Origin of the sequence: Bradyrhizobium sp. CCBAU 53415 (assembly GCF_028128735.1) — a bacterium.
Taxonomy (GTDB): Bacteria; Pseudomonadota; Alphaproteobacteria; order Rhizobiales; family Xanthobacteraceae; genus Bradyrhizobium.
The window spans coordinates 140128-160986 of sequence record NZ_LBJF01000019.1 but is presented as its reverse complement, the minus strand read 5'-3'; the positions used below and the strand labels follow the sequence as shown (position 1 = coordinate 160986).

The window sequence follows — 20859 nt, the reverse complement described above, 5'->3', positions numbered from 1 at the left end:
GGGAATGACGGCGGTGATCGAGGCGCGGCTCACGCTACCGCTTCGCGTCCGCCTGCTCCGTCCCATTGCACGAGATCAGCATCGTATAGGGCCGGGCGTTGGCGGCGATGTCGGTGGTCTTGAGCTCGCCCTTTGGTTCGGCGGTCTGGTAGGGCACAACGGAATTGTCGAGGAAGTCGCGCAGCACGCCGGTCTTGATGGCGAAGTTGATGTTCTCGGGAATGTTGCCGGTCGCCACGGCGATGCGGAGCGCATCGACCTTTCCGGTGACGACGCCCACGATCTGTCCGGTCGCATCGAACAGCGGGCCCCCGCTGTTGCCGGGCTGCACGGGCGCACTGATTTGCAGGAAGCGGGTGTCGTTGCGCATGCCGCTGAGCGAGCTCACGATGCCGGTCGTCACGGTGAAGTCCGAGGTCAGCATTCCATGGTAAGGAAAGCCGATCGCGATGACGGAATCGCCGGAGCGGATCGAGCGGTCGCGGATTCGGGCAAAGTCCTTGAATGTCGTCGTCGCCGGCGCCTGCAACAGGGCGAGATCGTTGTTCGCGTCACTCGACACGACGCGCAACGTGATCGCGGCCTCGCCGGCGACATTGCCCTTGATGTCGCCGACGCAACCGTTGATCACATGGTTGTTGGTGACGATGTGCCCGCTTGCGCTCACCACGAAGCCGGTGCCGCTTCTGGCTTTGGCGGGTTTGCTGCCGGCCGGCGGTGCCGCCTGCTTGTCCGGCGCGGTCTGCGGCTTGGCGGCGATCTTGGTGAAATCGCCGACCTTGTCCAGCCCGTCGGCCTTGACCCGGGTCACGCAATTGCTGACGGCGGCAATCAGAGGGGCAGTCGATGTCAGGCTGAACTGGAACGGTGTGCCTCTCGCCACCGCCACCATCAGGCTCGCCTTCTGGAACGCACGAGCGACGTTCGTAGGCAGAACTGCCGAGACCATGACCCCGGAAAAGGCGGTCGCAAAGAGCCTCACCTCGGCCTGACCGTCGAAGGTCACGTCGATCGTCAGGTTCTCGCCCTTCTTGAACCGAAACGCCGGGTTGGCAAAACCGAGCAGCCAAGCATTGTTTGAATCCTGGCCTACGAGCAAAGTCATGCCATTGGCGTAGGGCGCGCTTGCAGCGCAGTGAGTGAATGCGCCGGTCGAGTCGTTGGTGAAGGCGCCGCCGTTCCAGTTGCCGATGTGGATGGTGCCGAAAGGCCCCGCCGCATGAACGAGCCCGGCGAGCATCCCCTGTAAAACAAACGCAACGACGAACGATTTCAGCCACATACCAGCCCCCGGGAACGCTTTTGGATCCATCTTATCCGTGAGCATAGGTGGCGCGCAACCACCAGTTGTTCGCTCGGGTTCGGTCCGGCTTTCGCGACATTCGGGCTTGCCTTTACTTTGCTACGCCGTATACTTTGCATTACAAAGTAATGGGACCTGCAGTCCCGGAAGGCTCGGGTGGAACGGGGATTTGGCGTTGCCGATGCACGATCTCGACAAGGCGCTGGCCGATATCGTGGCGATCCGCAGCCAGATCGCCGCGGGCACCGCCTTCCGCGGCTACGGGCCGGCGACGATGGCGGCGACCGGCGCCGTCGCGCTCATCACCGCGGTCCTGCAATTCTGGCTGCTGGACGATCCCACCGGCGAGCCGCTCGGATTCTTTTGCGGCTGGTTCGTCGCCGCCGCGCTCTCGGGGCTGATGATCGGCATCGAGATGCGCGCGCGCTCGCGCCGTCACCATTCGGGCCTGGCCGATGCCATGATCCATCAGGCGGTCGAGCAGTTCCTGCCGGCAGGCGTTGCTGGCGTGCTGCTCGCGGTGGCGATGTGGAAGTTCGCGAGCGAGACGCTGTGGCTGCTGCCGGGCCTGTGGCAGATCCTGGTGTCGCTCGGCATCTTTGCCTCGGTCCGCTCGCTGCCGCGCACCGTCGCGCTCGCCGGCGCCTGGTATTTCGTGTCCGGCTTCGCGGTGGTGGTGCTCGCAAGCCGAACCCACACGCTGTCGCCGTGGACCATGGGCCTGCCCTTCGTGATCGGGCAATCGGTGATGGCGGCCATTCTGCATGTCGCTTCCGGAGACAACGATGTCGAAGACTGACAGCGCGCCCTTCTCTTACGAAGGACTCGACCGCGTGATCCACGAGAAGGCGAGGCTCGGGCTTCTCACTTCGCTGATGGCGCATCCCAAGGGGCTGGCATTCGGCGACCTCAAGCAGCTCTGCGGCCTCACCGACGGCAATCTCAGCCGGCACCTTGCCGTGCTCCAGGAGGCCGGCCTCGTCGAGGTGACCAAAGGCTACGAGGGCAACCGCCCGCACACCACCTGTCGCCTGACCAGGGCCGGCCGCCGCCGTTTCCTCGACTACCTCGCTGTGCTCGAGCGGCTGGTGCGCGACGCGGCGAAAGCCGCCGGCCGTGGCGCGCCGCCGCTCGGCCGCCTCGGTATCGTCTCGACCTGATCCTCTCCTTTTTGACTGGAGACTTTGCAATGCAAAGTGACCTTACGTCCCGCAGCGAGAAGCTTCATGTCGGCATCATCATGGACGGCAATGGCAGATGGGCGACGCGGCGCGGCCTGTCGCGCGTGCGCGGCCACGAGGCCGGCGTCGAGACCATTCGCCGCATCGTCGAGGCCGCGCCCAAGCAGGGCATCGGCACGCTGACGCTTTACGCCTTCTCCGCCGACAATTGGCGGAGGCCGAAGACGGAGGTCGCCGCACTGATGACCTTGCTGCGCTTCTATCTCGCCCACGAGGTGCAGAGCCTGGTCAAGAACGGCGTGCGCCTGACCGTGATCGGCCGCCGCGATCGCCTGCCCGAAGGCATCGCCACCGCGATCGATCGCGCCGAAGAGGCCACCGCCGCTGGCGGCGCACTGCATTTGCGCATCGCCGTCGACTATTCCGCGCGCGACGCAATCCTCAACGCCGCGGCCAAAGCGGCCGCGCTGACCAGCCTCACCCGCGAGGCGTTCTCGCAGCTCGTCACCGGCGAGGCCGGTCTCCGCGACGTCGATCTCATCATCCGCACCTCCGGCGAGAAGCGGCTGTCGGACTTCCTGCTCTGGGAGGGCGCCTATGCCGAGCTGCACTTCACCGAGCGGATGTGGCCCGAGTTCGACGCGAGCGATCTCACCGAGGCGCTCGCCGCGTTCCACGGCCGCGAGCGCCGCTTCGGCGGCCTTCGGGCGATCGTGCCGGAGGAGGTGCCTTCGCTCTCCCGGGTGTGACGCGCGGCGCGATGCGCGGCCTGGCGAAGAGAGCGGGTTTTCGGGATACCGGCCTTGGAGATCGGCCGTCGGTCCACCTCGCGAGGTGCTTGTCGCGCTCGTCATACGCTCGTTGAATTGCCGCATGGCACGGATCGTGCTCTAGTCTCCGTCGATGGGTCCCCAGCGACAGGAGCTCTCTGCGATGCGCGCGGTCCTGGATTATTGCACCGGCGGAACGGAGCGGCAGATCGCCGCCGGCACGCTCATTGTCAACGAGGGTGGCACCACCGGCCATCTCTACGTGCTGATGCAAGGCAAGCTCGAAGTGCTCAAGGGCGAGATGGTGATCGCCACCGTCACCGAGCCCGGCGCGGTGCTCGGCGAGATGTCCGTGCTGCTGGGCCAGCCGCACACCGCAACCGTGCGGGCCTGCTCCGACGCGGTCGTCTATGAGTTCGAGAACGCAGCCTCGTTCCTCGAGAAGGAGCCGGGCGTGGCCCTGCTGATCGCGAAAATGCTGGCACAGCGGCTCAATGTCGCCAACACCTATCTCGCCGATCTCAAGCGGCAATATGCCGGCCACGGCACGCATCTGGCCATGGTCGGCGAGGTGCTCCAGAGCATGATCAACCTGCCGCCGCTTGAGGTCTCGCCAGGCTCGGATCGGAAATCCGATCCAAGAATGTGAGCCAGTCGGGCGGCGCTTCGATCGGGGCGGCGGGGCGCTTCAGCGGCGCATTGAGGTCGATCCACTGGGCTTCGCCGGCTGCAAGCCAGAACGCCTTGTCCGCGTCGAGGTCCAGCACGATACAGGTCGGCGGCCGGCCCGGTTGCAGGCCGGTGTTGAAGACCCAGGTCCGGCCTAGCCGGTCGAACCACGAGCCGCCGGTGATGAACGGCGACTGATGCACATGGCCCGAGATCACCATCGACGGCTGGTATTGCACGATCCATTGCACCAGCTCGACGTCGCCGAAGAAGCGCTTGCCGCCCCAGCTCGTCGGTGAATCCGCCGGCGGCGCGTGGTGCGCCCAGATCCATCGTCGCGGTCGGCTGGCCGCGGCATCGTGCAACTGGTCGACGATGCGCTGCTTTACCAGCGGCCCATCCCACCACGGGCATACCGTGAACATCGTGTCGCCGATGCCGAGGCTGTCGCCGTCGCAGGCGATGCCCAGCTCGCGCACCTCCGAAATCCAGCGCGCGATCTTCTCACCTTCGGCGTCGCGCTCGTCGAGGTCGTGATTGCCGGAGCAGAGGATCACGCGGGTCTGCGCGGCAAGCAGCGCGAGGTATTTCTTCACCACAACGATCTGGGCGCGGAAGTCAACGACCGAGCCGATGTCGAGCGCATCGCCGGCGAAGATCACGAGGTCGAACTGCGGCGCCGCGCTGACCAGCCAGTCGAGCTGGGGCAGCGAATAGTGCAGGTCGGCCACGACCAGGCAGCGCATCGAAAATCCGTCGGCGAGAGCTTGAAAATGTCTGGGAATTCCAAGCCTCATGAAGCAAGAAGCGGACCAGCATGGCCGCTCCTGCGCGTCAGCGTCGCGGGGCTGGACCGGTTCATTGAATTCTGATGTCGTGGGCATCCTCAATGCGGATGCCCGTATGACCCCCTTCAAGACCATTCGCGCCCGCGCCGAGAAACGCAAGGGCGGGCCCAAGGCGCTGGAGAAACTGATGCCGGCAAAGCCGGACCTCAAGCGGCTGGCCAGGCTCGGCGACGACCGCATCCTCGCCGAGATGACCAGGCGGGTGTTCTGCGCCGGCTTCGCCTGGAGCGTGATCGATTCGAAATGGGACGGTTTCGAGCACGCCTTCCTGCATTTCCAGCCCGCCAAGCTCATGTTCCAGCCAGAAGACTATTGGGAGGGCCTGCTGCGCGACGCGCGCATCGTGCGCAATGGCGCCAAGATCATGTCGGTGCGCGACAACGCCGCCTTCGTGCAGGAGATCGCGAAGGAGCACGGCAGCTTCGGCAAGTTTCTGGCGAAGTGGCCCTCGTCCGACGAGATCGGACTGCTCGATCTCCTCAACAAGCGCGGCAGCCGGTTGGGAGGCAACACCGGCCAGATGCTGCTGCGCTTCGTCGGCTGGGACGGTTTCGTGACGTCCAGGGACGTGGTCGCTTGCCTGCGCGATGCAGGTCTCGACGTTGCCGAGGAGGTCAAGTCGAAGGGCGATCTCGCCAAGGTGCAGGCGCAGTTCAACGCCTGGGCCGAGGAGACCGGTCTGCCTTACACCTGTCTGTCGCGCATCTGCGCGCTGTCGGTCGGCGAGAACCGCAGCGAGTAGCACTCACAACAACCTGGAGAAGAGCAATGGCGAAAGCCTATTGGGTTGCGACCTATCGTGCGATCAAGAACCCCGATGCGATGACCGCCTATGCCAACGTATCGCGCCAGGCGATCGAAGCGGCGGGTGGCCGCGTGATCGCGCGCGGGGTGCCCGCGGCCGTCTTCGAACTCGGCCAGATGGAGCGCGTCGTTCTCATCGAGTTTGACAGCGTCGCGAGCGCCAAGGCGGCGTATGAGAGTCCAGCCTACAAGGTCGCGCACGACCTGCTTGGTGATGGCGCGGATCGCGATATCCGGATCGTCGAGGCTGTCGAGTAGCGCGCGGAACAGCGAGATCGTGTGCATCGTGTGGCGATCTCGTGCCGCGAGCGCGGCAGGTGCCGTGCGCGATCACGAATTGCATTTTGCAGGAACATTTGTCCGCAGTGCCTGTTCGGGACCTTGAGCCAGGCCGACAAGGGCGCGAGGAACGCATGCTTCCGCCTGGGTCAATGAAACCGGAGCCAGAAACGGAGCAGCTCATGAAGCTCACATCCGAACAGGTGAAGCAGACCGTCAACCAACTCGGCGCTCAGGTGCTGCCCGACGAACATCCCGCCATGCCGCAGCTCAACAGCATGTTCGGCGAGCATACCTTCTTCGTCGACGAGATGGGTCTCAAGGTCCTCGAGCCCACGGGATCGCCTGGCGCCGACCGCCAGAGCGGCGAGGTCGTCAGCCTCGCCGATTGGGGCGATTCCGACCTGACACGCCTGATGGCGCATGAGCCCGAACCGACCGGGGTGATCGTGGTGTTCGAGCATATGAAGCATTGAGCGCCCCCCGAGCGGATCGATTTTCATCGGTGGCGGATCTGAAAATCCGTCACCGGCAGGCATGCCCGGCGAGCGTCCTGTTCCCGGCCTCCGAGGCGGCTCCAACACGGCCGCCGGGATCAGGCCTGGAGCGGGATCTCGATGGCGATCTGAGTCCCCGGACCCGTCGTGCTCTCGAGCCGCAGCCGCCCGTTCAGAGATGAGGCCACCAGGTTAAAGGCGATGTGCAGCCCCAGGCCGGCATTGCCGCTCTTCCGACTCGTCGTGACGAACGGATCGAAGATATGCGCCTGCAATTCGTCGGGGATCCCGACGCCTTCATCAGCACAGACGAGGCGGACTGATGCCGGATCCGGTTGGCTGACTGTGATGACAAACCGGCCGCCTCGTTTGTCGGGGTAAGCGTGCCCCGCCGTATTGAGAGCGAGATTGCTGATCACCTGAGCAAGCGCTCCGGGGTAGCTGTCGAGCTTGATTCCCGCCGGGCATCGGACCTCGACCGTCAGGCCATGATGCGACAGCAATGGCCCGAGCTTGGACATCAACTCCGACAGCCAATCCTCGAGCTCGAAGGTCCGCCGGTCCTCGTCGGCTTGATGGACGGCGACCTGCCTGAAGCTGTGCACCATCTCGGATGCGCGGTGCAGATTGTCGAAGGTCAGATTGAGCCCCTGCTTGAGCCTGTCGATGCCCTTGGTCAGATCGGAGCGCCGGACCGAGGCTCCGCCCAATGCATCAGCCATTGTCTGCAGATCGGTCTGCATGGCGGTCGAGGTCGTCAAGGCGATGCCGAGCGGGGTGCTGACCTCGTGCGCGACACCAGCCACCAATTGGCCGAGCGAGGCGAGCTTTTCCGCCTGCACGAGTTGCTCCTGGGTCGCGCGCAGATCGCGCAGCGATTTCTCCGAGCGTTCCTTTTCCCGTTGCAGCGCCTCCGACGTCCGGAATTGCTTTCGCGCCCGATACTCGCGCGCGGCCACGGCGTAAAGCGACAAGGCGTAGGCGTTCCCGACGAGAGAATGGTTGATGAATCTGAGGCCCGTCGGCAGCGCCGGCGCGAACGTCTCGGCGACGATCAGCGCCACCCACGACAGCAGGCAGAAAATCGCCAGCGAACCGATCCGCAACGGCAGCATGGTCGAGACGAACAGGATGATCATCATCATGCCTGGCGCGGCAAAGGTGAAGCCGGATGGCAGGACGAGATAGATGCTGGGCAGGATACAACCGGGAATGACGCAATAGGCGAGGAAAATCGTCTCTGCCCATGGCTTCATCCAGCGCCGTGACAGCAGCGCGGTCAGCGGGAGCAGGATGAACACGGCAGTGCCACCACGGATTGCGAGCGTGGTCGGCACGACTTCAGGGTAGAGCACCCAATCCCACAGCGTGTAGCCGGCATAGGTGGCGGCGCCGAGCAGCATCGCGATCTGCGTCCATCCGAGACTGCCCCGGACATATTGGTCGACGAATCGCCGTTCCTCGATGCGGTCTTCGAAGCGCAGTCCGAGGCGTATCAATAAGGCAAGCATTCCAATTCAATCGCGAAAAAGGCGTGTTTTGACGTCTCTACGACAGGTTTGGAGCCGCGTCGCGGACAAAGATGTCGCGTTCGCCCGGCGGTCCCAATCAAATACCCAGCGTCAGCTGCGGCTCCGCATCGTCCCCGACCTGCAGCGAAGACAGCGAGACGCCCAGCAGCCTGACGCGCTTGGGCAGCGGCATCTCGGCTTCGAGCAGGCCGCAGGCCAGCCGCTCCAGATCGTCCCGGCCCGCAACTGCCGCGGCGGCGGACTTGCTGCGTGTGATGATCTCGAAATCGGCGAACTTGATCTTCAGGGTCACGGTGCGGCCCCGGTTGCCGGTCGCCTCGCAATGGCGCCAAACCTTGTCGACGAGGGGCCTGAGTTCGGCGGCCAGCGCGTCGAATGCGTCGAGGTCGATCGAGAATGTGTTCTCCGCGCCGATCGACTTGCGGATCCGGTTGGCCCGCACCGGCCGCTCGTCGACACCACGTGAGATCCAGTAGTAATAGGCGCCGGACCTGCCGAAATTCGCATTCAGGAACTCCAGCGTCTGGTTACGGATGTCGCGGCCGGTGAACAGGCCGAGCGCGTTCATCTTCGCAGCTGTTGCCGGGCCTACCCCGTGGAACTTGCCGACCGGCAGCGCCTCGACGAAAGCCGGCCCCATCTCCGGCGAGATCACGAATTGACCATTGGGCTTGCGATGATCGGAAGCGAGCTTGGCCAGAAACTTGTTGTACGAGATCCCCGCCGAAGCGTTGAGGCCGGTCTCGGCCTTGATCTTCTCGCGGATCCGCAGCGCGATGTCCCGCGCCAGCGGGATGCCCTGCAGGTTTTCCGTCACATCGAGATAGGCCTCGTCGAGCGACAATGGCTCGATGATGGGCGTGTGCTCGGCAAAGATGTCGCGGATCTGCCTGGAGATCGCCTTGTAGACCTCGAAGCGCGGCTTGATGAAGACGAGATCGGGACATTGCCGCTTCGCTGTCACCGACGGCATGGCCGAGCGGACGCCGAACTTGCGCGCCTCGTAGCTCGCGGCCGCGACGACGCCGCGTTCCGCGGAGCCTCCGACGGCAACCGGCTTGCCGCGCAGCTCCGGCTTGTCGCGCTGTTCCACCGACGCATAGAAGGCATCCATGTCGATATGGATGATCTTGCGCACCGGTGGGGCGTCGCCGGTCATCGTGTTGGAGCCGCTCATGGAAAGAATGATACAATCGGGGAAGAAGAAGCGCGAGGTGATGGATGCTTCAGTTGTTGGTCTTCGTGGTCGCCGTGGTCGGCATCGGCTGGCTGATCGGCGCGACCAATCTGCCCGGAGAGTGGTATGCAAGCCTCGCCAAGCCGGATTTCGTGCCGCCGAACTGGGCGTTTCCGGTGGCCTGGACCATCCTTTACATCATGATCGCCGTGGCGGGTTGGCGGACCTACCGTCGTGCCCCGTCAGGAAAGGCGATGCTGGTCTGGGCCGCGCAACTCGCCCTTAATTTCGTGTGGTCTCCGGTCATGTTCACGATGCACCAGATCGGAGCCGCGCTCGTCATCCTCGTCTGTCTGTTCGTCGCGATCGTAACTTACATCGGTATCGAGATATCACGAGACAGGTTGGCGGCCGCCTTGTTCGTGCCCTACGCGGCCTGGGTCGCATTTGCCGGCGTGCTCAATGCGGCGATCTGGCGTTTGAATTGAGACGATCATTCTCAATCAATCTCGAACAGCAATCCCAGGCTTGTGAGTGGCAAGCATGAGCACGCGATCTAATATCAGTCCGCGGAGGACAGCCCATGCAATACAGCTCCGATCTCATTCAGACGATGCGTCAGGCCCTGGAAACCGTGATGGCGAGCGTGCCGGCCCAGCAATCGGTCTTCGGTCTGAAAGCGGCCGTGGCCGAATGCATCCTGAACGCCGCCGCACACGGCCAGACGTCGTATGACGGACTGGTGACGGCCGCCTCTGATCAGATTCAGGCGATTATTTCGATGCTGACATAGGCCCCGGCGTAGGAGAGGCTCAAAAGCTGGCGCACCCGACACGATTCGAACGTGTGACCTTTGCCTTCGGAGGGCAACGCTCTATCCAGCTGAGCTACGGGTGCAGTCGGGTTCATTTAGCCGATTGGCGAGGGGCGGGCAACCGGTTCTCGCCGCATGGCGCTCGAGCCGCTTCGCGCCGGAAACAGGCCGGAACCGCCGCGGCTTCCCGGCCGAGGGCGGCGAAATCGGCAAGCCCCCGTTCGGCGCAGACGACGCGGTTGCGGCCGAGCCGTCTGGCCAAATGGAGCGCCGCGTCGACGGCGCGAGCAGCCGGGCCGCCATCGGCACCGCTGGGAATGCGGCCGGCGCAGGCGGCGCTCGCTTGCAGGCCCTGCTCCGGATCACGACACGGCGCTTTCGGGTCGATCGCGAAGGGTCGGCACCACCGGATGCTGAAGCAGCCCACCGCATAGGAGTCCGCGACGTCGACGGCTTTGGCCGGAGCTGCCTGGCTTCGCCGTCAGGCCACCGCCGCCACGGGCGCCGCATCGCCGGAGCCGAACAGCTTTCGCACCTGGCTGGCTGGCTTCGGCGCGCTGAACAGATAGCCCTGCATCTGCGTGCAGCCGAGCGCGCGCAGCATGTCGCGCTGCGCCTCGGTCTCGACGCCCTCGGCGACCGTGGTCATGCTGCTGGCGGCCGCAATGTTCACCACCGCCTGCACGATCACGGGCGAGCCGCTCGCTTCCGCGATGTCGGCGACGAAGCAGCGGTCGATCTTGATCTTGTCGAACGGGAAGCGCTTCAGATAGCTCAGCGAGGAGTAGCCGGTGCCGAAATCGTCGAGCGCGATGCGCACGCCGATCGAGCGGAGCTGATGCAGGATCGAGAGCGCCGCCTCGTCGTCGCGGATCAGCACGGCTTCGGTGATTTCGAGCTCGAGCCGGCGCGGATCCAGTCCGGAAGCGGCGAGCGCGCCTGCGATCCGCAGCGCCAGCGTATCGCATTTGAGCTGCACCGGCGACACGTTGACCGCGACGCGGATATGCGTCGGCCAGGTTGCGGCCTCGTTGCAGGCCATGCGCAGCACCCAGTCGCCGAGCTCGGTAATCAGGCCGGTGTCCTCGGCGACCGGAATGAACTCCGCCGGCGACACCATGCCGCGTTCGGGATGGCGCCAGCGCAGCAGCGCCTCGCAGCCCGAGACTTCGCCTGAGCGCAGGTCGACCAGCGGTTGATAGTGAATTTCGAAGCCGCCATCCACCAGGGCCTGCCGCAAATCCTGCTCCATGCTGAGGCGTGCCTTGGCGCTCGCATCCATTTCCGGCTCGAAGAAGCGATGTGTGCGACGTCCTTCGGCTTTGGCGCCGTACATCGCGAGGTCGGCGTTCTTGACGAGCTGGTCGAGATCGCTGCCGTCCTGCGGCGCAAGCGCGATGCCGATGCTCGCGTCGGTGGAGAGCTGATGGCCGAGGCAATGATAGGGCTGTCGGATCACGCCATAGATCCGCTTCACGAACGACACCACCTCGTCCGAGGACTGGATCCCGGTCTGGATGACCGCGAACTCGTCGCCGCCGAGCCGCGCGATCAGGTCGCCCTGCTTGAGGCAGCCCCGGATACGGCCCGCGATCGACTTCAACAGCTCGTCGCCGACGTGGTGGCCGAGCGAATCGTTGATGCCCTTGAATTCGTCGATGTCGATGTAGAGCAGCGCGAACTGATCGCCGCCCGCGATCTTCGCCAGCTCGCGTTCGATCTGCTCGCGGAGCAGGGTCCGGTTCGGCAGGTCGGTCAGCGCATCGTAATGCGCCATATGCGCGATCTTCTCGTCGGCGTAGCGCCGTTCGGTGACGTCCTCGACGACACTGATGAGGTAGCGCGGCTCGCCGGACCTGTCGCGAATGCCGATCCGGGTCGAGGTGATATAGCGCAGCCCCTTGGTCTGGCTTTGCCAGGGATGTTCGTCCTTGAACAATCCGTCGGCGGCCTGCAGCGCTCTGCTGTCGTCCTCGGTGACGAGTCTGGCGGCTTCGTCCGGGTAAAGATCGAAGGGCGTCTTGCCGACGATGGCTTCGCGCGATTGGCCGAATTGCTGCTCGGCGGTCCGGTTGATCAGCAGATATTGCCGCGTTTGGGCGTCCTTCACCGTGATCTGCGAGGGAATATGATCGATGATCTCGCGCAGGAATGTGTGGTTGCGGTCGCGCTCCTGCTCCAGATTGCGCCGCTCGGTGATCTCTTCGATCGTTGCGACCCATCCGCCCTGTGCGAGCGGCGTGTTGATGACCTGGAAGGCGCGTCCGCTGGCCAACTGATGAATTCGAGTGGAGACCGTGCCTTCTGCGACGATCCTCAGGACGTCAGCGCAAAATGCCTCGACATCGCCACTGAACGCGCCACGCTCCTTGCGATGATACATCGCCTCGCGGATGTGGCAGCCGGGCTTGATGACGTCGTGGGAGAGACCGAACATGTCGGCGTAGCGACGGTTGCAGGTGACGATGTATCCGGCGGCGTCGTACAGGATCAGCCCTTGCGACATGTTGTTGAGGGCGGTGTCGAGCCGCAGCCGCTCCGCTTCAAGCCGTTCCTGGGCGTCGCGGTTCTGCCGTTTGATCTGGCGGATGATCAGATACAGGATCAGCGCGATGACGGCGGCTGAAAGCGCGGCGGTCGTAACCATGAAGCCGGTCTGCTGCCGCCAGTCCGCAAGGGCTGCGGCTGTCGTGTTGGTAGCGAGGATGACCAGCGGGAAGTGCGTCAGCGATGCCGCCGAGCCGAGCCGCGCCTCGCCGTCGACGGGGCTCTTGCCGCGGAGCGTCTGCTGGCCGCCTTGGGCCAGCACTTTCTGCATCAGCGGCGCGTCCTTGAAGCTGCGTCCGATCAGCTCCTCGCGATGCGGATAGCGCGCCAGCAACTTGCCTTCGCGATCGAACAGCGAGATGGCCGTGCCCTCGGCGAGCGCGACAGACGCGAAATACTGCCGGTAGCTGTCCGGATCGATCCGGCGGACCATCGCGCCGAGGAAGGTGCCGTCGGCGCCGGTCAAGCGGCGTGCGACGATCGTGGTCCATTTGTTGAGGATGAAGCTGCGGACGGATTCCAGCAGCACCGATTCGGACCGCGGATTGGTCTTGAATGTCTGGAAGTAGGCCCGCGACGAAACGTTGATCTTGGGCAGTGGCTGGGCGCGCGACCAGTTGATCAGCTCGCCGTCGGCGTCGTAGATCGCGATATCGCCGAGATAGGACACGGGGCTGATCTTGCTGCGCAGCATCTGGTTCGCCGCAGGTCCGGACATGCGTTCGCGGAACGTCGCCGGCGAGGTGATCTCCATCAGGTTCATCTGCCCGATCAGATCGGCGGCGACGACGTCGGAATCCTCGAACTGCTGATCGAAGTGCCGTGCGATCAGCTGCACCGTGTTTTCAAGCTCGCGTTCGCGGTTGGCGAGGGTCCGTTCGCGAAACTCGCCGACGGCCATGGCGGTCACGGCGAAGATGCCGGCGACCAGCAACACGCCGCACAGGGTCAACCACAGGACGGGACCACGCCGCACCAAGGCCTCCCAGCCGCTCCTTGCGGCTAGAGACATTCCGGCTGCCACCGTGGAAAAGACTGGGCGCATTCCCCCCTCCCTGGAGGAACACGAATACACCGCACAAATGGCGCAAACCTTATGAAAATCAGTTACCTAAGCATTAATCCGGTTGCGCGATCGCGTCAGCATGCAGCGAAGCGGGAATCCCGCCACGTTGTGCGGCGCGCCCGGCGATCGCCGCGCCGCGTCGTTAACCGCGGCTTAATGCGCGCCGGCGCTCTTGTCGCCGCCGACCTTGCGCAGCCGTCCGACCACGCCGGTCGGGAAGAAGTAGACGCTGGCGATGAACAGCAGCCCGAGCCACAGCAGCCAGCGGTCGGGATGCAACAGCCCAGGCAGCAGCGGCAGGCCGGCTTCGCCCGCCGCCCTGGAGGCGACGCCCATCAGCGACTGCAGATAGTTCTGGGCGAGGATGAAGATGGTGGCGCCGATGATCGCGCCGTAGATCGTGCCCATGCCGCCGATCACGACCATCAGCAGGATGTCCAGCATGATCGAGAAGCTGAGCGAGGTATCGGGACCGGCATAGCGCAGCCACAGCGCGTTCAGAATTCCGGCGCTGGCGGCGACGAGCGCGGCGAGGCAGTTGGCGTAGGTCAAATGGAAGACGGTGCGGAAGCCGAGCGCCTCGGCGCGAAAGCGGTTCTCGCGGATCGCCTGGAGCACGCGCCCGAACGGCGAGTTCACGACGCGCAGCAGAGCGAGGATCATCATGGCCGAGACCGCTAACACCAGATAGTAGGTCAGGATGCGGCCGTTGATCTCGAAGCCGAACAGGTTCCTGGAGACCAGCACGGTGCCGGGGCGCAGCAGCTCCGGCAGCTGAAAACTGCGTCCGTCCTCGCCGCCGGTCAGCCAGGACAGCTGCGAGGCCAGCACCTGGAAGGCGGAGGCGACCGCGAGCGTGATCATGGCGAAGAAGATCGCCGCAACGCGCAGCGAAAAGAGGCCGATCGCGAGCGCGAGCAGGGCTGCGAGCGGCAGGCCGACAACGATTCCGGTTGCGACCGCGGCCCAGTTCGGACCCATCCCGTACAGAGCGATCGCGATGGCGTAGCTGCCGATGCCGTAGAACATGGTGTGGGCGAACGACACCGAGCCGGTATAGCCGAGCAGGAGGTCGTAGGAGGCGACCAGCGCGGCGAAGACGCAGATCTTGGCCGCGACGTTCAGCGCCTTGGCGCCCGGAAACAGGAACGGCGTCGCCGCCAGCGCCAGGATGATGACGACGAGAACGAGCGTGAGGACGCGGCTGCGCGGTGGATCGCCTGACAGGATCATCATCGGCTGGTCACCGCATAGAGGCCGCGCGGCCGCCACATCAGAATGGCGACCATCAGCAGGATGTTGGAAACGAGGGCGAGCTTCGGCACCAGGAAGCCGCCGTAATTGGCGACCATGGCCACCAGGATGGCGCCGATGAAGCAGCCGCCGATCGACCCCAGGCCGCCGATGATGACGACGATGAAGATGAGCACGGTGAGGTCGTCGCTCATGGAGGCGTGAACCTGCTCGCGATAGAGCGCCCACATCACGCCGCCGAGGCCGGCCAGCGCCGATCCGGTCATGAACACGCCGAGGAACAGGCGGCGGATGCGGTAGCCGAGCGCCTCCACCATCTCGCGATTCTCGACGCCGGCGCGGATCAGGAGGCCAAGCTTGGTGCGGTTGAGCACGAGCTGGATCGCGATGAACACGGCAAGGCCGATCAGCATCGCCAGCACGCGGTATCTGGCGATCGCGACGTCGCCGAGGATGAACGAGCCGCGCAGCGAGGTGGGCAGCGGCATCGGGATGATCTGCGGCCCCCACAGCGCATAGAGCGTCTGCTCGGCGACGATCAGGCCGCCGGTCGTCATCAGGATCTGCTTCAGATGCTGGCCATAGACCGGCAGGATCAGCACGCGTTCGACCACCAGGCCGAGGGCGCCGGAGACCGCCATCGAGAGCAGAGCGGCCGGCGCCAGCACCGCGAGGTTCATCCACAGCGAATCCGCCTGGATGGACGCCGCAAACGGCGCCAGCACCAGGGTCGCGACATAGGCGCCGACGGCGATGAAGGCGCCATGGCCGAAATTGAGCACGTCCATCAGGCCGAACACCAGCGTCAGGCCCGAAGCCATGATGAAGATCATCATGCCCATGGCGAGGCTCGCGACCGTCAGCGTCAGCCAGGAGCTGGTCGAGCCGATCAGAGGAATCGTGAGCAGCGCGAGCGCGAGCGGGAGCAGGATCGGCGCGATGTCGCGCTTCGGCTTCGGCAGCGGATCGGTTGCGGCAAGGTCAGTCACTGATGTGCCTCCAGACTCAGGCCGAGCAGCCGCTCCTGCAGCGGCACGTCGGCGGCGAGCACCGCCATCTCGCCGCGATGGACGATGGTGCCGTTGTCCATCACGAGCACGTTGTCGCCGAGCTCGCGGGCGGCAAAGAAATTCTGCTCGACCAGGAGGATCGTCGCGCCCTTGCGCTTGATTTCCTTCAGGCATTCGATCAGCGCCATCACGATCGCCGGCGCCAGCCCCTTGGTCGGCTCGTCGATCAGCAGCAGCTTGCGCGGTTCGATGATCGCGCGCGCGATCGACAACATCTGCTTCTGCCCGCCCGAGAGGCTTCCCGCGCGCGACAGCCAGAACCGACGCAGCGCCGGAAAGAAGCCGAAGATCCAGTCGAGCTGGGTGTCGTCGAGCGGCCCGTCGCGGGCCGCGAGCACGAGGTTCTCCTTCACCGTGAGGTCGGAGAACACCGCCATGCTCTCCGGCACGTAGCCGACGCCGAGCCGGGCGATGTCGGGCGTCGCAAGACTCTCGATGCGGTCGCCGGCGAGGGTGATCTCGCCCTTCGAGGCCTGCCACAGGCCCATGATGGTGCGCAGCGTCGTGGTCTTGCCGGCGCCGTTGCGGCCGAGCAGCATCGTGACCTGCCCTTGCGGGACGGCGAGATCGATGCCCTGGAGGATATGGTAGCGGCCGATATGGGTGTGCACGCCGGAGAGCTTCAGGAGATCGGTCATGCTGCACTCTCTGCAGCGTTCTTGGGCGCGACGCCGAGATAGGCCTCCTGCACGATCGGCGAGGCGATCACTTCCGCGGGCGGGCCGTCGGCGACGAGCTGGCCGTTATGCAGCACGATGATGCGGTCGGCGAGCGAGCGCACCACGTCCATCTTGTGCTCGACGAGCAGGATGATCTTGCTCCTGTCCTGCTTGAGCTGTGCGATGAGGTTGAGGACGACGGGCACCTCGTCGATGCTCATGCCGGCGGTCGGCTCGTCGAACATGAACACCTTCGGCTCCAGCGCGATCATCAGCGCCACTTCGAGCTTGCGCTGGTCGCCATGGGACAGCGCGGTCGCGGCGACGCCGCGGCGGCTGCCGAGCGCGACCTGGTCGAGGATGGCGTCGGCACGGGCGATCAGGTCGCGGCGGACCATCCAAGGCCGCAGCATGTCGTAATGGGTACCGCTGGCCGCCTGCACCGCGAGACGAACGTTCTCTTCCACTGACAGGTTCGGGAACAGGTTGGTGAGCTGGAAGGCGCGGCCGAGGCCCGCGCGGGTGCGCATCGGCGCCGAGCGCTGGGTGATGTCGGAGCCGTCGAACAGGATGCTGCCGTGTGAAGCGCGCAGCTGGCCCGAGATCAGATTGAAATAGGTGGTCTTGCCGGCGCCGTTCGGCCCGACGATGGCGGTGAGCTCGCCCGGGCGGAACGTGCAGGAGACGTTATTGACCGCGACATGGCCGCCGAAGCGAATGGTGAGATCGCGGGTTTCGAGGGTGAGAGTCATTGAGCGTTCGGTAATTGATGAAACGGGCTATGTCCGCGATCGCGCTGCGCCCCTCCCCAGCTTGCGGGGGAGGGCTGGGGAGAGGGTGTTTCCGCTCGCGAGAACCCCCCAAGAGGCGAGAGCCCTCTCCCGGCCTCTCCCGCAAGCAAGCGGGAGAGATGAAGCAGGAAAGCTTACCGCTTGTTGCGGATCGGAACGTCCATATCCTCGATCTTCAGCTCGCGCACCGGCTCGAGCACGGCCCAGGCGACGTTCGGATCGACCTTGACCTTGAAGTGATACATGCTCTGCAGCGCCTGATGGTCCTCCTTCCGGAACACCATCTTGCCCTTCGGCGTGTCGAACTCGAGGCCTTCCATCGCCGTGATCAGCTTCTCGGTGTCGGTCGACTTCGCCTTGGTGACGGCGGCGACGACGGACATCGCGGCAGCGAAACCGCCCGCGGTGAAGAAGTCCGGCGGCGCGTTGAAGCGCTTCTGGTGCTCGGCGACCAGCCAGTCGTTCACCGGGTTCTTCGGGATCTCATAGAAGTAGTAAGTCGCGCCTTCCATGCCGGGCAGGCCCTTATAGGCGGCGAGCGCCGGCAGGATGTTGCCGCCGGTGGAGAGCTCGATGCCGTAGCGCTTCGGGTCCATGTCCTGGAGCTTGGCCAGCGGATTGCCGGCGCCGGCCCAGATCACCCAGATCACCTTGCGGCCCGGCTTGTCCTTCAGCGCGTCGAACAGGCGCTGGCCGACCGCGGTGAAGTCCGTGGTGTTGGTCGGGGCATATTCTTCGGCGGCCAGCGTCGCGCCGGTCTTGGCGAGCGCCTCCTTGAAGGCGGCGACGCCGTCGCGGCCGAACGCATAGTCCTGCGCCAGCGTCGCGACGGTGACGCCCTGCTTGCCGATCGCGACCGCGTTGGAGATGGCGTCCTGCGAGGAGTTGCGCGCCGTGCGGAAGATGTAGCGATTCCACTTCTCGCCGGTAATCTGGTCCGCGACCGCGGGCTCGACGATCAGGATCTTCTTGTTCTCTTCGGCGACCGGGAGAATGGCGAGCGCCGCAGCCGACGAGGTCGTGCCGATCGCAATGTCGGCCTTGTCGTCCTGATAGGCCTCCGCGAGCGCCGCCTTGGCCAGATCCGGCTTGCCCTGGTCATCCTTGGTGATGACGACGATCTTGCGGCCGTCGAGCGTCATGGTGCCCTTGGTGGCGTATTCAAGACCCAGCTTCAGGCCGGTCTCGGTCTGCTTGGCGTAGGCCTCGAGCGGACCGGTCTTGCCGTAGATCAGCGCGATCTTGAGATCGTCGGCTTGCGCGGAGGTGCCCGCGCCTAGCGCGAGAATGGTTGTTGTTATGATGAGTGATCGACGCACGATGGTCCCTCCTGATTTGAAGTTTCTCGGCAACAGCGATTTGCACAAGCTTGCGAACATTGCAATTGAACCTTCCGGTGGCGCGGTCTGGCCTCTGCGGGCATGCATCATTTTTGGGCCTGCCTCGCTGCGCCGGCCTCGACCTGGCGCCAGTCCGACTGCGCTTCCTCCGCGCTCTCGAAGATGTGCGGCGCCACGCCGCGCTTCTCCAGGGCTTCGCCGAGCTTGATACGCAGGAAGCCCGACGTGGTGTAGCGCGATACGCCGGAATAGAAGCGGTCGACGAGGCTGCGGACCATGGCGGAATAATCGTCCATCAGCTCCGGCAGGATGGAAAAATTGTCATAATTGACGATGGCGTAGACCCGGCGTCCGAGCGGCGCCAGGCGAGCCTCGACGATGGATGCGATGGTGTCGATCTCGGTCTTGCTGCGCAGCGGATAGCGTTCCAGATTGACGAAGAACAGGTTCTGCCGCTCGTCAAGCGTGAAGCGCTGGTCGAGCGGGATGGTGAGCAGGCTCTCGCGCAGATCCATGAGGCCGTCGCGGAAGATGCGCTCGTCCATGGTTGCGGGATCGCGCGGGATCAGCGGCTTGAAATCCATCAGGCGGAGGATGTCGCGCTCGATGTCGATGCCGGGCGCGACTTCGGTGAGTTCGAGCCCGTCCGGCCTGAGCTCGAACACGCAGCGTTCGGTGACATAGAGCGTGCGTTGCTTGCGCGCGGCGGCAAACGGGCCGCTGAAGGTGACGTGCTCGACATGGTCGACGAATTTACGTGATGTCGCCTCGTCGAGAATGACGAGCCTGCCGTCGGTCACCGCGATGCGCTGCCTGCCTGCGCCGAAGGTGCCGACGAAGACGACTTCCTTGGCATTCTGGCTGATGTTGATGAAGCCGCCGGCACCGGCGAGTTTCGGCCCGAACTTGCTGACATTGAGGTTGCCGACGCGGTCGACCTGGGCAAGCCCGAGGAAGGCGGCATCGAGACCGCCGCCGTCGTAGAAGTCGAACTGGTACGGCTGGTCGATCACCGCCTGCGTGTTGATCGCCGCGCCGAAGTCGATGCCGCTCGCCGGGATGCCGCCGATCACGCCCGGTTCCGCGGTCATCGTGATGAGATCGATGATCCGTTCCTCGTTGGCGACCGAGGCGATCCCCTCCGGCATGCCGATGCCGAGATTGACGACGCTGTTGGCCTTCAGTTCCAGGGCGGCGCGCCGGGCGATGATCTTGCGCTCGCTGATCGGCATCACCGGCAGCGAGGCGGCGCGGACGCGGATCTCGCTGCTGAAGGCCGGATTGTATACGGTGCCGAACGTCTGCCAGTGGTTCTCCGGCCTTGCCACGACGACGCAGTCGACGAGGATGCCGGGAATCTTGACCTGGCGCGGATTGAGGCTGCCGGCCTCGGCCACGCGTTCGACCTGGGCGATGACGATGCCGCCGGAATTGTGCGCCGCCATGGCGATGGCGAGCGCCTCCAGCGTCAGTGCCTCCTTCTCCATGGTGAGATTGCCGTCGGGATCGCCCGTGGTGGCGCGGATGATGCCGACGTGAATCGGAAACGTCTTGTAGAGCAGGCAGTCCTCGCCGCGCAGCGTGATCAGTTCCACCATGTCTTCGGTGGTGCGTGCGTTGAGCTTGCCGCCGCCATGCCGCGGGTCGACGAAAGTGCCCATGCCGACGCGGGTGATGTGGCCGGGCCGGTGCGCGGCGATGTCGCGGAACAGATGCGTGATCACGCCCTGCGGGAGGTTATAAGCCTCGATCTGGTTTGCGATCGCGAGCTGCTGCAGTTTCGGCGCAAGGCCCCAATGCCCGCCGATCACGCGCCGAACCAGCCCTTCATGTGCAAGATGATTGAGGCCGCGCTGCTTGCCATCGCCTTGTCCGGCCGCATAGACCAGCGTCAAATTGCGCGGCTTACCCTGCGTATAGGGTGCATCGTCCTCGTGGGACAGATAGAGTTCCTCCAGCGCGATCGCGATCTCCTCGGCAAAGCCGATGCCGACGAAGCCGCCGGTCGCCACCGTGTCGCCGTCGCGGATCAGCATGACGGCCTCAGTCGCCGAGACGACCTTGCCCTTCTCGGAATTGCGCAAATACGGCAGAGCTGGGTGCTGGCTCACGGCGTTCCTCCCGATCCCTTCGACCGTATGCCGTTGTTGTTTTGCGTTGATCTTATCGCGGGGAGCAGTCCTGGAACAGCTTGCTCCCCACGAGGGAAGGCAGCAAAGAGCAAGGTCCGCGCCAGATGCCGTCGTTTCGCGGAAAGC

At 64.8% G+C, this 20859-nt stretch carries 20 protein-coding genes and 1 tRNA gene; 9 read left to right on the top strand and 12 right to left on the bottom strand.

Annotated elements, in window-relative coordinates:
* Positions 1 to 34: 34 nt before the first annotated feature.
* On the bottom strand, positions 35 to 1282 hold the full coding sequence (locus XH87_RS12280) for a S1C family serine protease (RefSeq protein WP_271587461.1): 1248 nt from the start codon (positions 1280 to 1282) through the stop codon (positions 35 to 37).
* Positions 1283 to 1484: 202 nt separating this feature from the next.
* Here XH87_RS12280 and XH87_RS12275 point away from each other — a divergent pair, with 202 nt between their 5' ends.
* The 4 genes from XH87_RS12275 to XH87_RS12255 all read left to right on the top strand — a co-directional run bounded on the left by XH87_RS12275 (position 1485) and on the right by XH87_RS12255 (position 3903).
* Positions 1485 to 2102, top strand: a complete 618-nt coding sequence (locus XH87_RS12275) for a hypothetical protein (protein WP_271587460.1) — start codon at positions 1485 to 1487, stop codon at positions 2100 to 2102.
* Positions 2089 to 2463 (top strand): transcriptional regulator, encoded by a 375-nt coding sequence (locus XH87_RS12270; protein ID WP_035704446.1) that lies wholly within the window; start codon positions 2089 to 2091, stop codon positions 2461 to 2463. Before XH87_RS12275 ends, XH87_RS12270 begins: the two co-directional genes overlap by 14 nt.
* A 29-nt stretch (positions 2464 to 2492) precedes the next feature.
* Positions 2493 to 3233, top strand: coding sequence for a di-trans,poly-cis-decaprenylcistransferase (locus XH87_RS12265; protein WP_271587459.1), 741 nt, complete (start codon positions 2493 to 2495; stop codon positions 3231 to 3233).
* Positions 3234 to 3417: 184 nt separating this feature from the next.
* A complete protein-coding gene (locus tag XH87_RS12255) occupies positions 3418 to 3903 on the top strand; it encodes a Crp/Fnr family transcriptional regulator (RefSeq protein WP_271587458.1) in 486 nt (161 codons plus the stop codon).
* On the opposite strand, the gene XH87_RS12250 is transcribed toward XH87_RS12255, so the two are convergent.
* Positions 3842 to 4669, bottom strand: a complete 828-nt coding sequence (locus XH87_RS12250; protein ID WP_035704453.1) for a metallophosphoesterase family protein — start codon at positions 4667 to 4669, stop codon at positions 3842 to 3844. The two genes, XH87_RS12255 and XH87_RS12250, sit on opposite strands and share 62 nt — an antisense overlap.
* A gap of 157 nt (positions 4670 to 4826) precedes the next feature.
* Between XH87_RS12250 and XH87_RS12245 the strand changes: the two genes are divergently transcribed.
* From XH87_RS12245 to XH87_RS12235, 3 genes are all read left to right on the top strand, one after another.
* A complete protein-coding gene (locus tag XH87_RS12245; RefSeq protein ID WP_271587457.1) occupies positions 4827 to 5513 on the top strand; it encodes a DNA-3-methyladenine glycosylase I in 687 nt (228 codons plus the stop codon).
* 26 nt (positions 5514 to 5539) lie between these two features.
* Positions 5540 to 5833 (top strand): DUF1330 domain-containing protein, encoded by a 294-nt coding sequence (locus XH87_RS12240; protein ID WP_271587456.1) that lies wholly within the window; start codon positions 5540 to 5542, stop codon positions 5831 to 5833.
* A gap of 203 nt (positions 5834 to 6036) precedes the next feature.
* Positions 6037 to 6330 carry a hypothetical protein gene (locus XH87_RS12235; RefSeq protein ID WP_271587455.1) on the top strand — a complete coding sequence of 98 codons (294 nt, stop codon included), beginning with the start codon at positions 6037 to 6039 and terminating at the stop codon, positions 6328 to 6330.
* A 119-nt stretch (positions 6331 to 6449) separates the two neighbouring features.
* On the opposite strand, the gene XH87_RS12230 is transcribed toward XH87_RS12235, so the two are convergent.
* Both XH87_RS12230 and dinB read right to left on the bottom strand, forming a co-directional pair.
* A complete protein-coding gene (locus XH87_RS12230) occupies positions 6450 to 7862 on the bottom strand; it encodes a sensor histidine kinase (protein ID WP_271587454.1) in 1413 nt (470 codons plus the stop codon).
* A gap of 97 nt (positions 7863 to 7959) precedes the next feature.
* Positions 7960 to 9060, bottom strand: a complete 1101-nt coding sequence (gene dinB / locus XH87_RS12225; RefSeq protein WP_271587453.1) for a DNA polymerase IV — start codon at positions 9058 to 9060, stop codon at positions 7960 to 7962.
* A 44-nt stretch (positions 9061 to 9104) separates the two neighbouring features.
* On the opposite strand from dinB, the gene XH87_RS12220 reads away from it, so the two are divergent.
* Positions 9105 to 9548, top strand: coding sequence for a TspO/MBR family protein (locus XH87_RS12220; RefSeq protein WP_271587452.1), 444 nt, complete (start codon positions 9105 to 9107; stop codon positions 9546 to 9548).
* Between the two features lie 95 nt (positions 9549 to 9643).
* Entirely contained in the window at positions 9644 to 9853 is a 210-nt protein-coding gene (locus XH87_RS12215; protein ID WP_035704467.1) for a hypothetical protein, read from the top strand.
* A gap of 27 nt (positions 9854 to 9880) precedes the next feature.
* On the opposite strand, the gene XH87_RS12210 is transcribed toward XH87_RS12215, so the two are convergent.
* The 8 genes from XH87_RS12210 to XH87_RS12175 form a co-directional block, all read right to left on the bottom strand.
* Positions 9881 to 9957: transfer RNA gene (locus XH87_RS12210), tRNA-Arg, on the bottom strand.
* Positions 9958 to 10355: 398 nt separating this feature from the next.
* A complete protein-coding gene (locus tag XH87_RS12205) occupies positions 10356 to 13466 on the bottom strand; it encodes a bifunctional diguanylate cyclase/phosphodiesterase (RefSeq protein WP_271587451.1) in 3111 nt (1036 codons plus the stop codon).
* Positions 13467 to 13640: 174 nt separating this feature from the next.
* A complete protein-coding gene (locus tag XH87_RS12200) occupies positions 13641 to 14723 on the bottom strand; it encodes a branched-chain amino acid ABC transporter permease (RefSeq protein ID WP_271587450.1) in 1083 nt (360 codons plus the stop codon).
* Positions 14720 to 15730 (bottom strand): branched-chain amino acid ABC transporter permease, encoded by a 1011-nt coding sequence (locus XH87_RS12195; protein WP_271587449.1) that lies wholly within the window; start codon positions 15728 to 15730, stop codon positions 14720 to 14722. Before XH87_RS12195 ends, XH87_RS12200 begins: the two co-directional genes overlap by 4 nt.
* A complete protein-coding gene (locus XH87_RS12190; protein ID WP_271587448.1) occupies positions 15727 to 16449 on the bottom strand; it encodes an ABC transporter ATP-binding protein in 723 nt (240 codons plus the stop codon). Before XH87_RS12190 ends, XH87_RS12195 begins: the two co-directional genes overlap by 4 nt.
* The gene (locus tag XH87_RS12185; protein WP_271587447.1) at positions 16446 to 17222 is read right to left on the bottom strand and encodes an ABC transporter ATP-binding protein; all 777 of its coding nucleotides are present in this window, start codon (positions 17220 to 17222) and stop codon (positions 16446 to 16448) included. The genes XH87_RS12190 and XH87_RS12185 overlap by 4 nt, the downstream gene beginning before the upstream one ends.
* A 173-nt stretch (positions 17223 to 17395) precedes the next feature.
* Entirely contained in the window at positions 17396 to 18580 is a 1185-nt protein-coding gene (locus XH87_RS12180; RefSeq protein WP_271587446.1) for a substrate-binding domain-containing protein, read from the bottom strand.
* A 107-nt stretch (positions 18581 to 18687) separates the two neighbouring features.
* Entirely contained in the window at positions 18688 to 20712 is a 2025-nt protein-coding gene (locus XH87_RS12175) for an acyl CoA:acetate/3-ketoacid CoA transferase (RefSeq protein WP_271587445.1), read from the bottom strand.
* Positions 20713 to 20859 lie beyond the last annotated feature (147 nt).

Coding starts and splice junctions, on each gene's coding strand:
- XH87_RS12280 (WP_271587461.1), bottom strand. CDS start 1,282: ATGTGGCTGAAATCGTTCGTCGTTGCGTTTGTTTTACAGGGGATGCTC.
- XH87_RS12275 (WP_271587460.1), top strand. CDS start 1,485: ATGCACGATCTCGACAAGGCGCTGGCCGATATCGTGGCGATCCGCAGC.
- XH87_RS12270 (WP_035704446.1), top strand. CDS start 2,089: ATGTCGAAGACTGACAGCGCGCCCTTCTCTTACGAAGGACTCGACCGC.
- XH87_RS12265 (WP_271587459.1), top strand. CDS start 2,493: ATGCAAAGTGACCTTACGTCCCGCAGCGAGAAGCTTCATGTCGGCATC.
- XH87_RS12255 (WP_271587458.1), top strand. CDS start 3,418: ATGCGCGCGGTCCTGGATTATTGCACCGGCGGAACGGAGCGGCAGATC.
- XH87_RS12250 (WP_035704453.1), bottom strand. CDS start 4,669: ATGCGCTGCCTGGTCGTGGCCGACCTGCACTATTCGCTGCCCCAGCTC.
- XH87_RS12245 (WP_271587457.1), top strand. CDS start 4,827: ATGACCCCCTTCAAGACCATTCGCGCCCGCGCCGAGAAACGCAAGGGC.
- XH87_RS12240 (WP_271587456.1), top strand. CDS start 5,540: ATGGCGAAAGCCTATTGGGTTGCGACCTATCGTGCGATCAAGAACCCC.
- XH87_RS12235 (WP_271587455.1), top strand. CDS start 6,037: ATGAAGCTCACATCCGAACAGGTGAAGCAGACCGTCAACCAACTCGGC.
- XH87_RS12230 (WP_271587454.1), bottom strand. CDS start 7,862: ATGCTTGCCTTATTGATACGCCTCGGACTGCGCTTCGAAGACCGCATC.
- dinB (WP_271587453.1), bottom strand. CDS start 9,060: ATGAGCGGCTCCAACACGATGACCGGCGACGCCCCACCGGTGCGCAAG.
- XH87_RS12220 (WP_271587452.1), top strand. CDS start 9,105: ATGCTTCAGTTGTTGGTCTTCGTGGTCGCCGTGGTCGGCATCGGCTGG.
- XH87_RS12215 (WP_035704467.1), top strand. CDS start 9,644: ATGCAATACAGCTCCGATCTCATTCAGACGATGCGTCAGGCCCTGGAA.
- XH87_RS12205 (WP_271587451.1), bottom strand. CDS start 13,466: ATGCGCCCAGTCTTTTCCACGGTGGCAGCCGGAATGTCTCTAGCCGCA.
- XH87_RS12200 (WP_271587450.1), bottom strand. CDS start 14,723: ATGATGATCCTGTCAGGCGATCCACCGCGCAGCCGCGTCCTCACGCTC.
- XH87_RS12190 (WP_271587448.1), bottom strand. CDS start 16,449: ATGACCGATCTCCTGAAGCTCTCCGGCGTGCACACCCATATCGGCCGC.
- XH87_RS12185 (WP_271587447.1), bottom strand. CDS start 17,222: ATGACTCTCACCCTCGAAACCCGCGATCTCACCATTCGCTTCGGCGGC.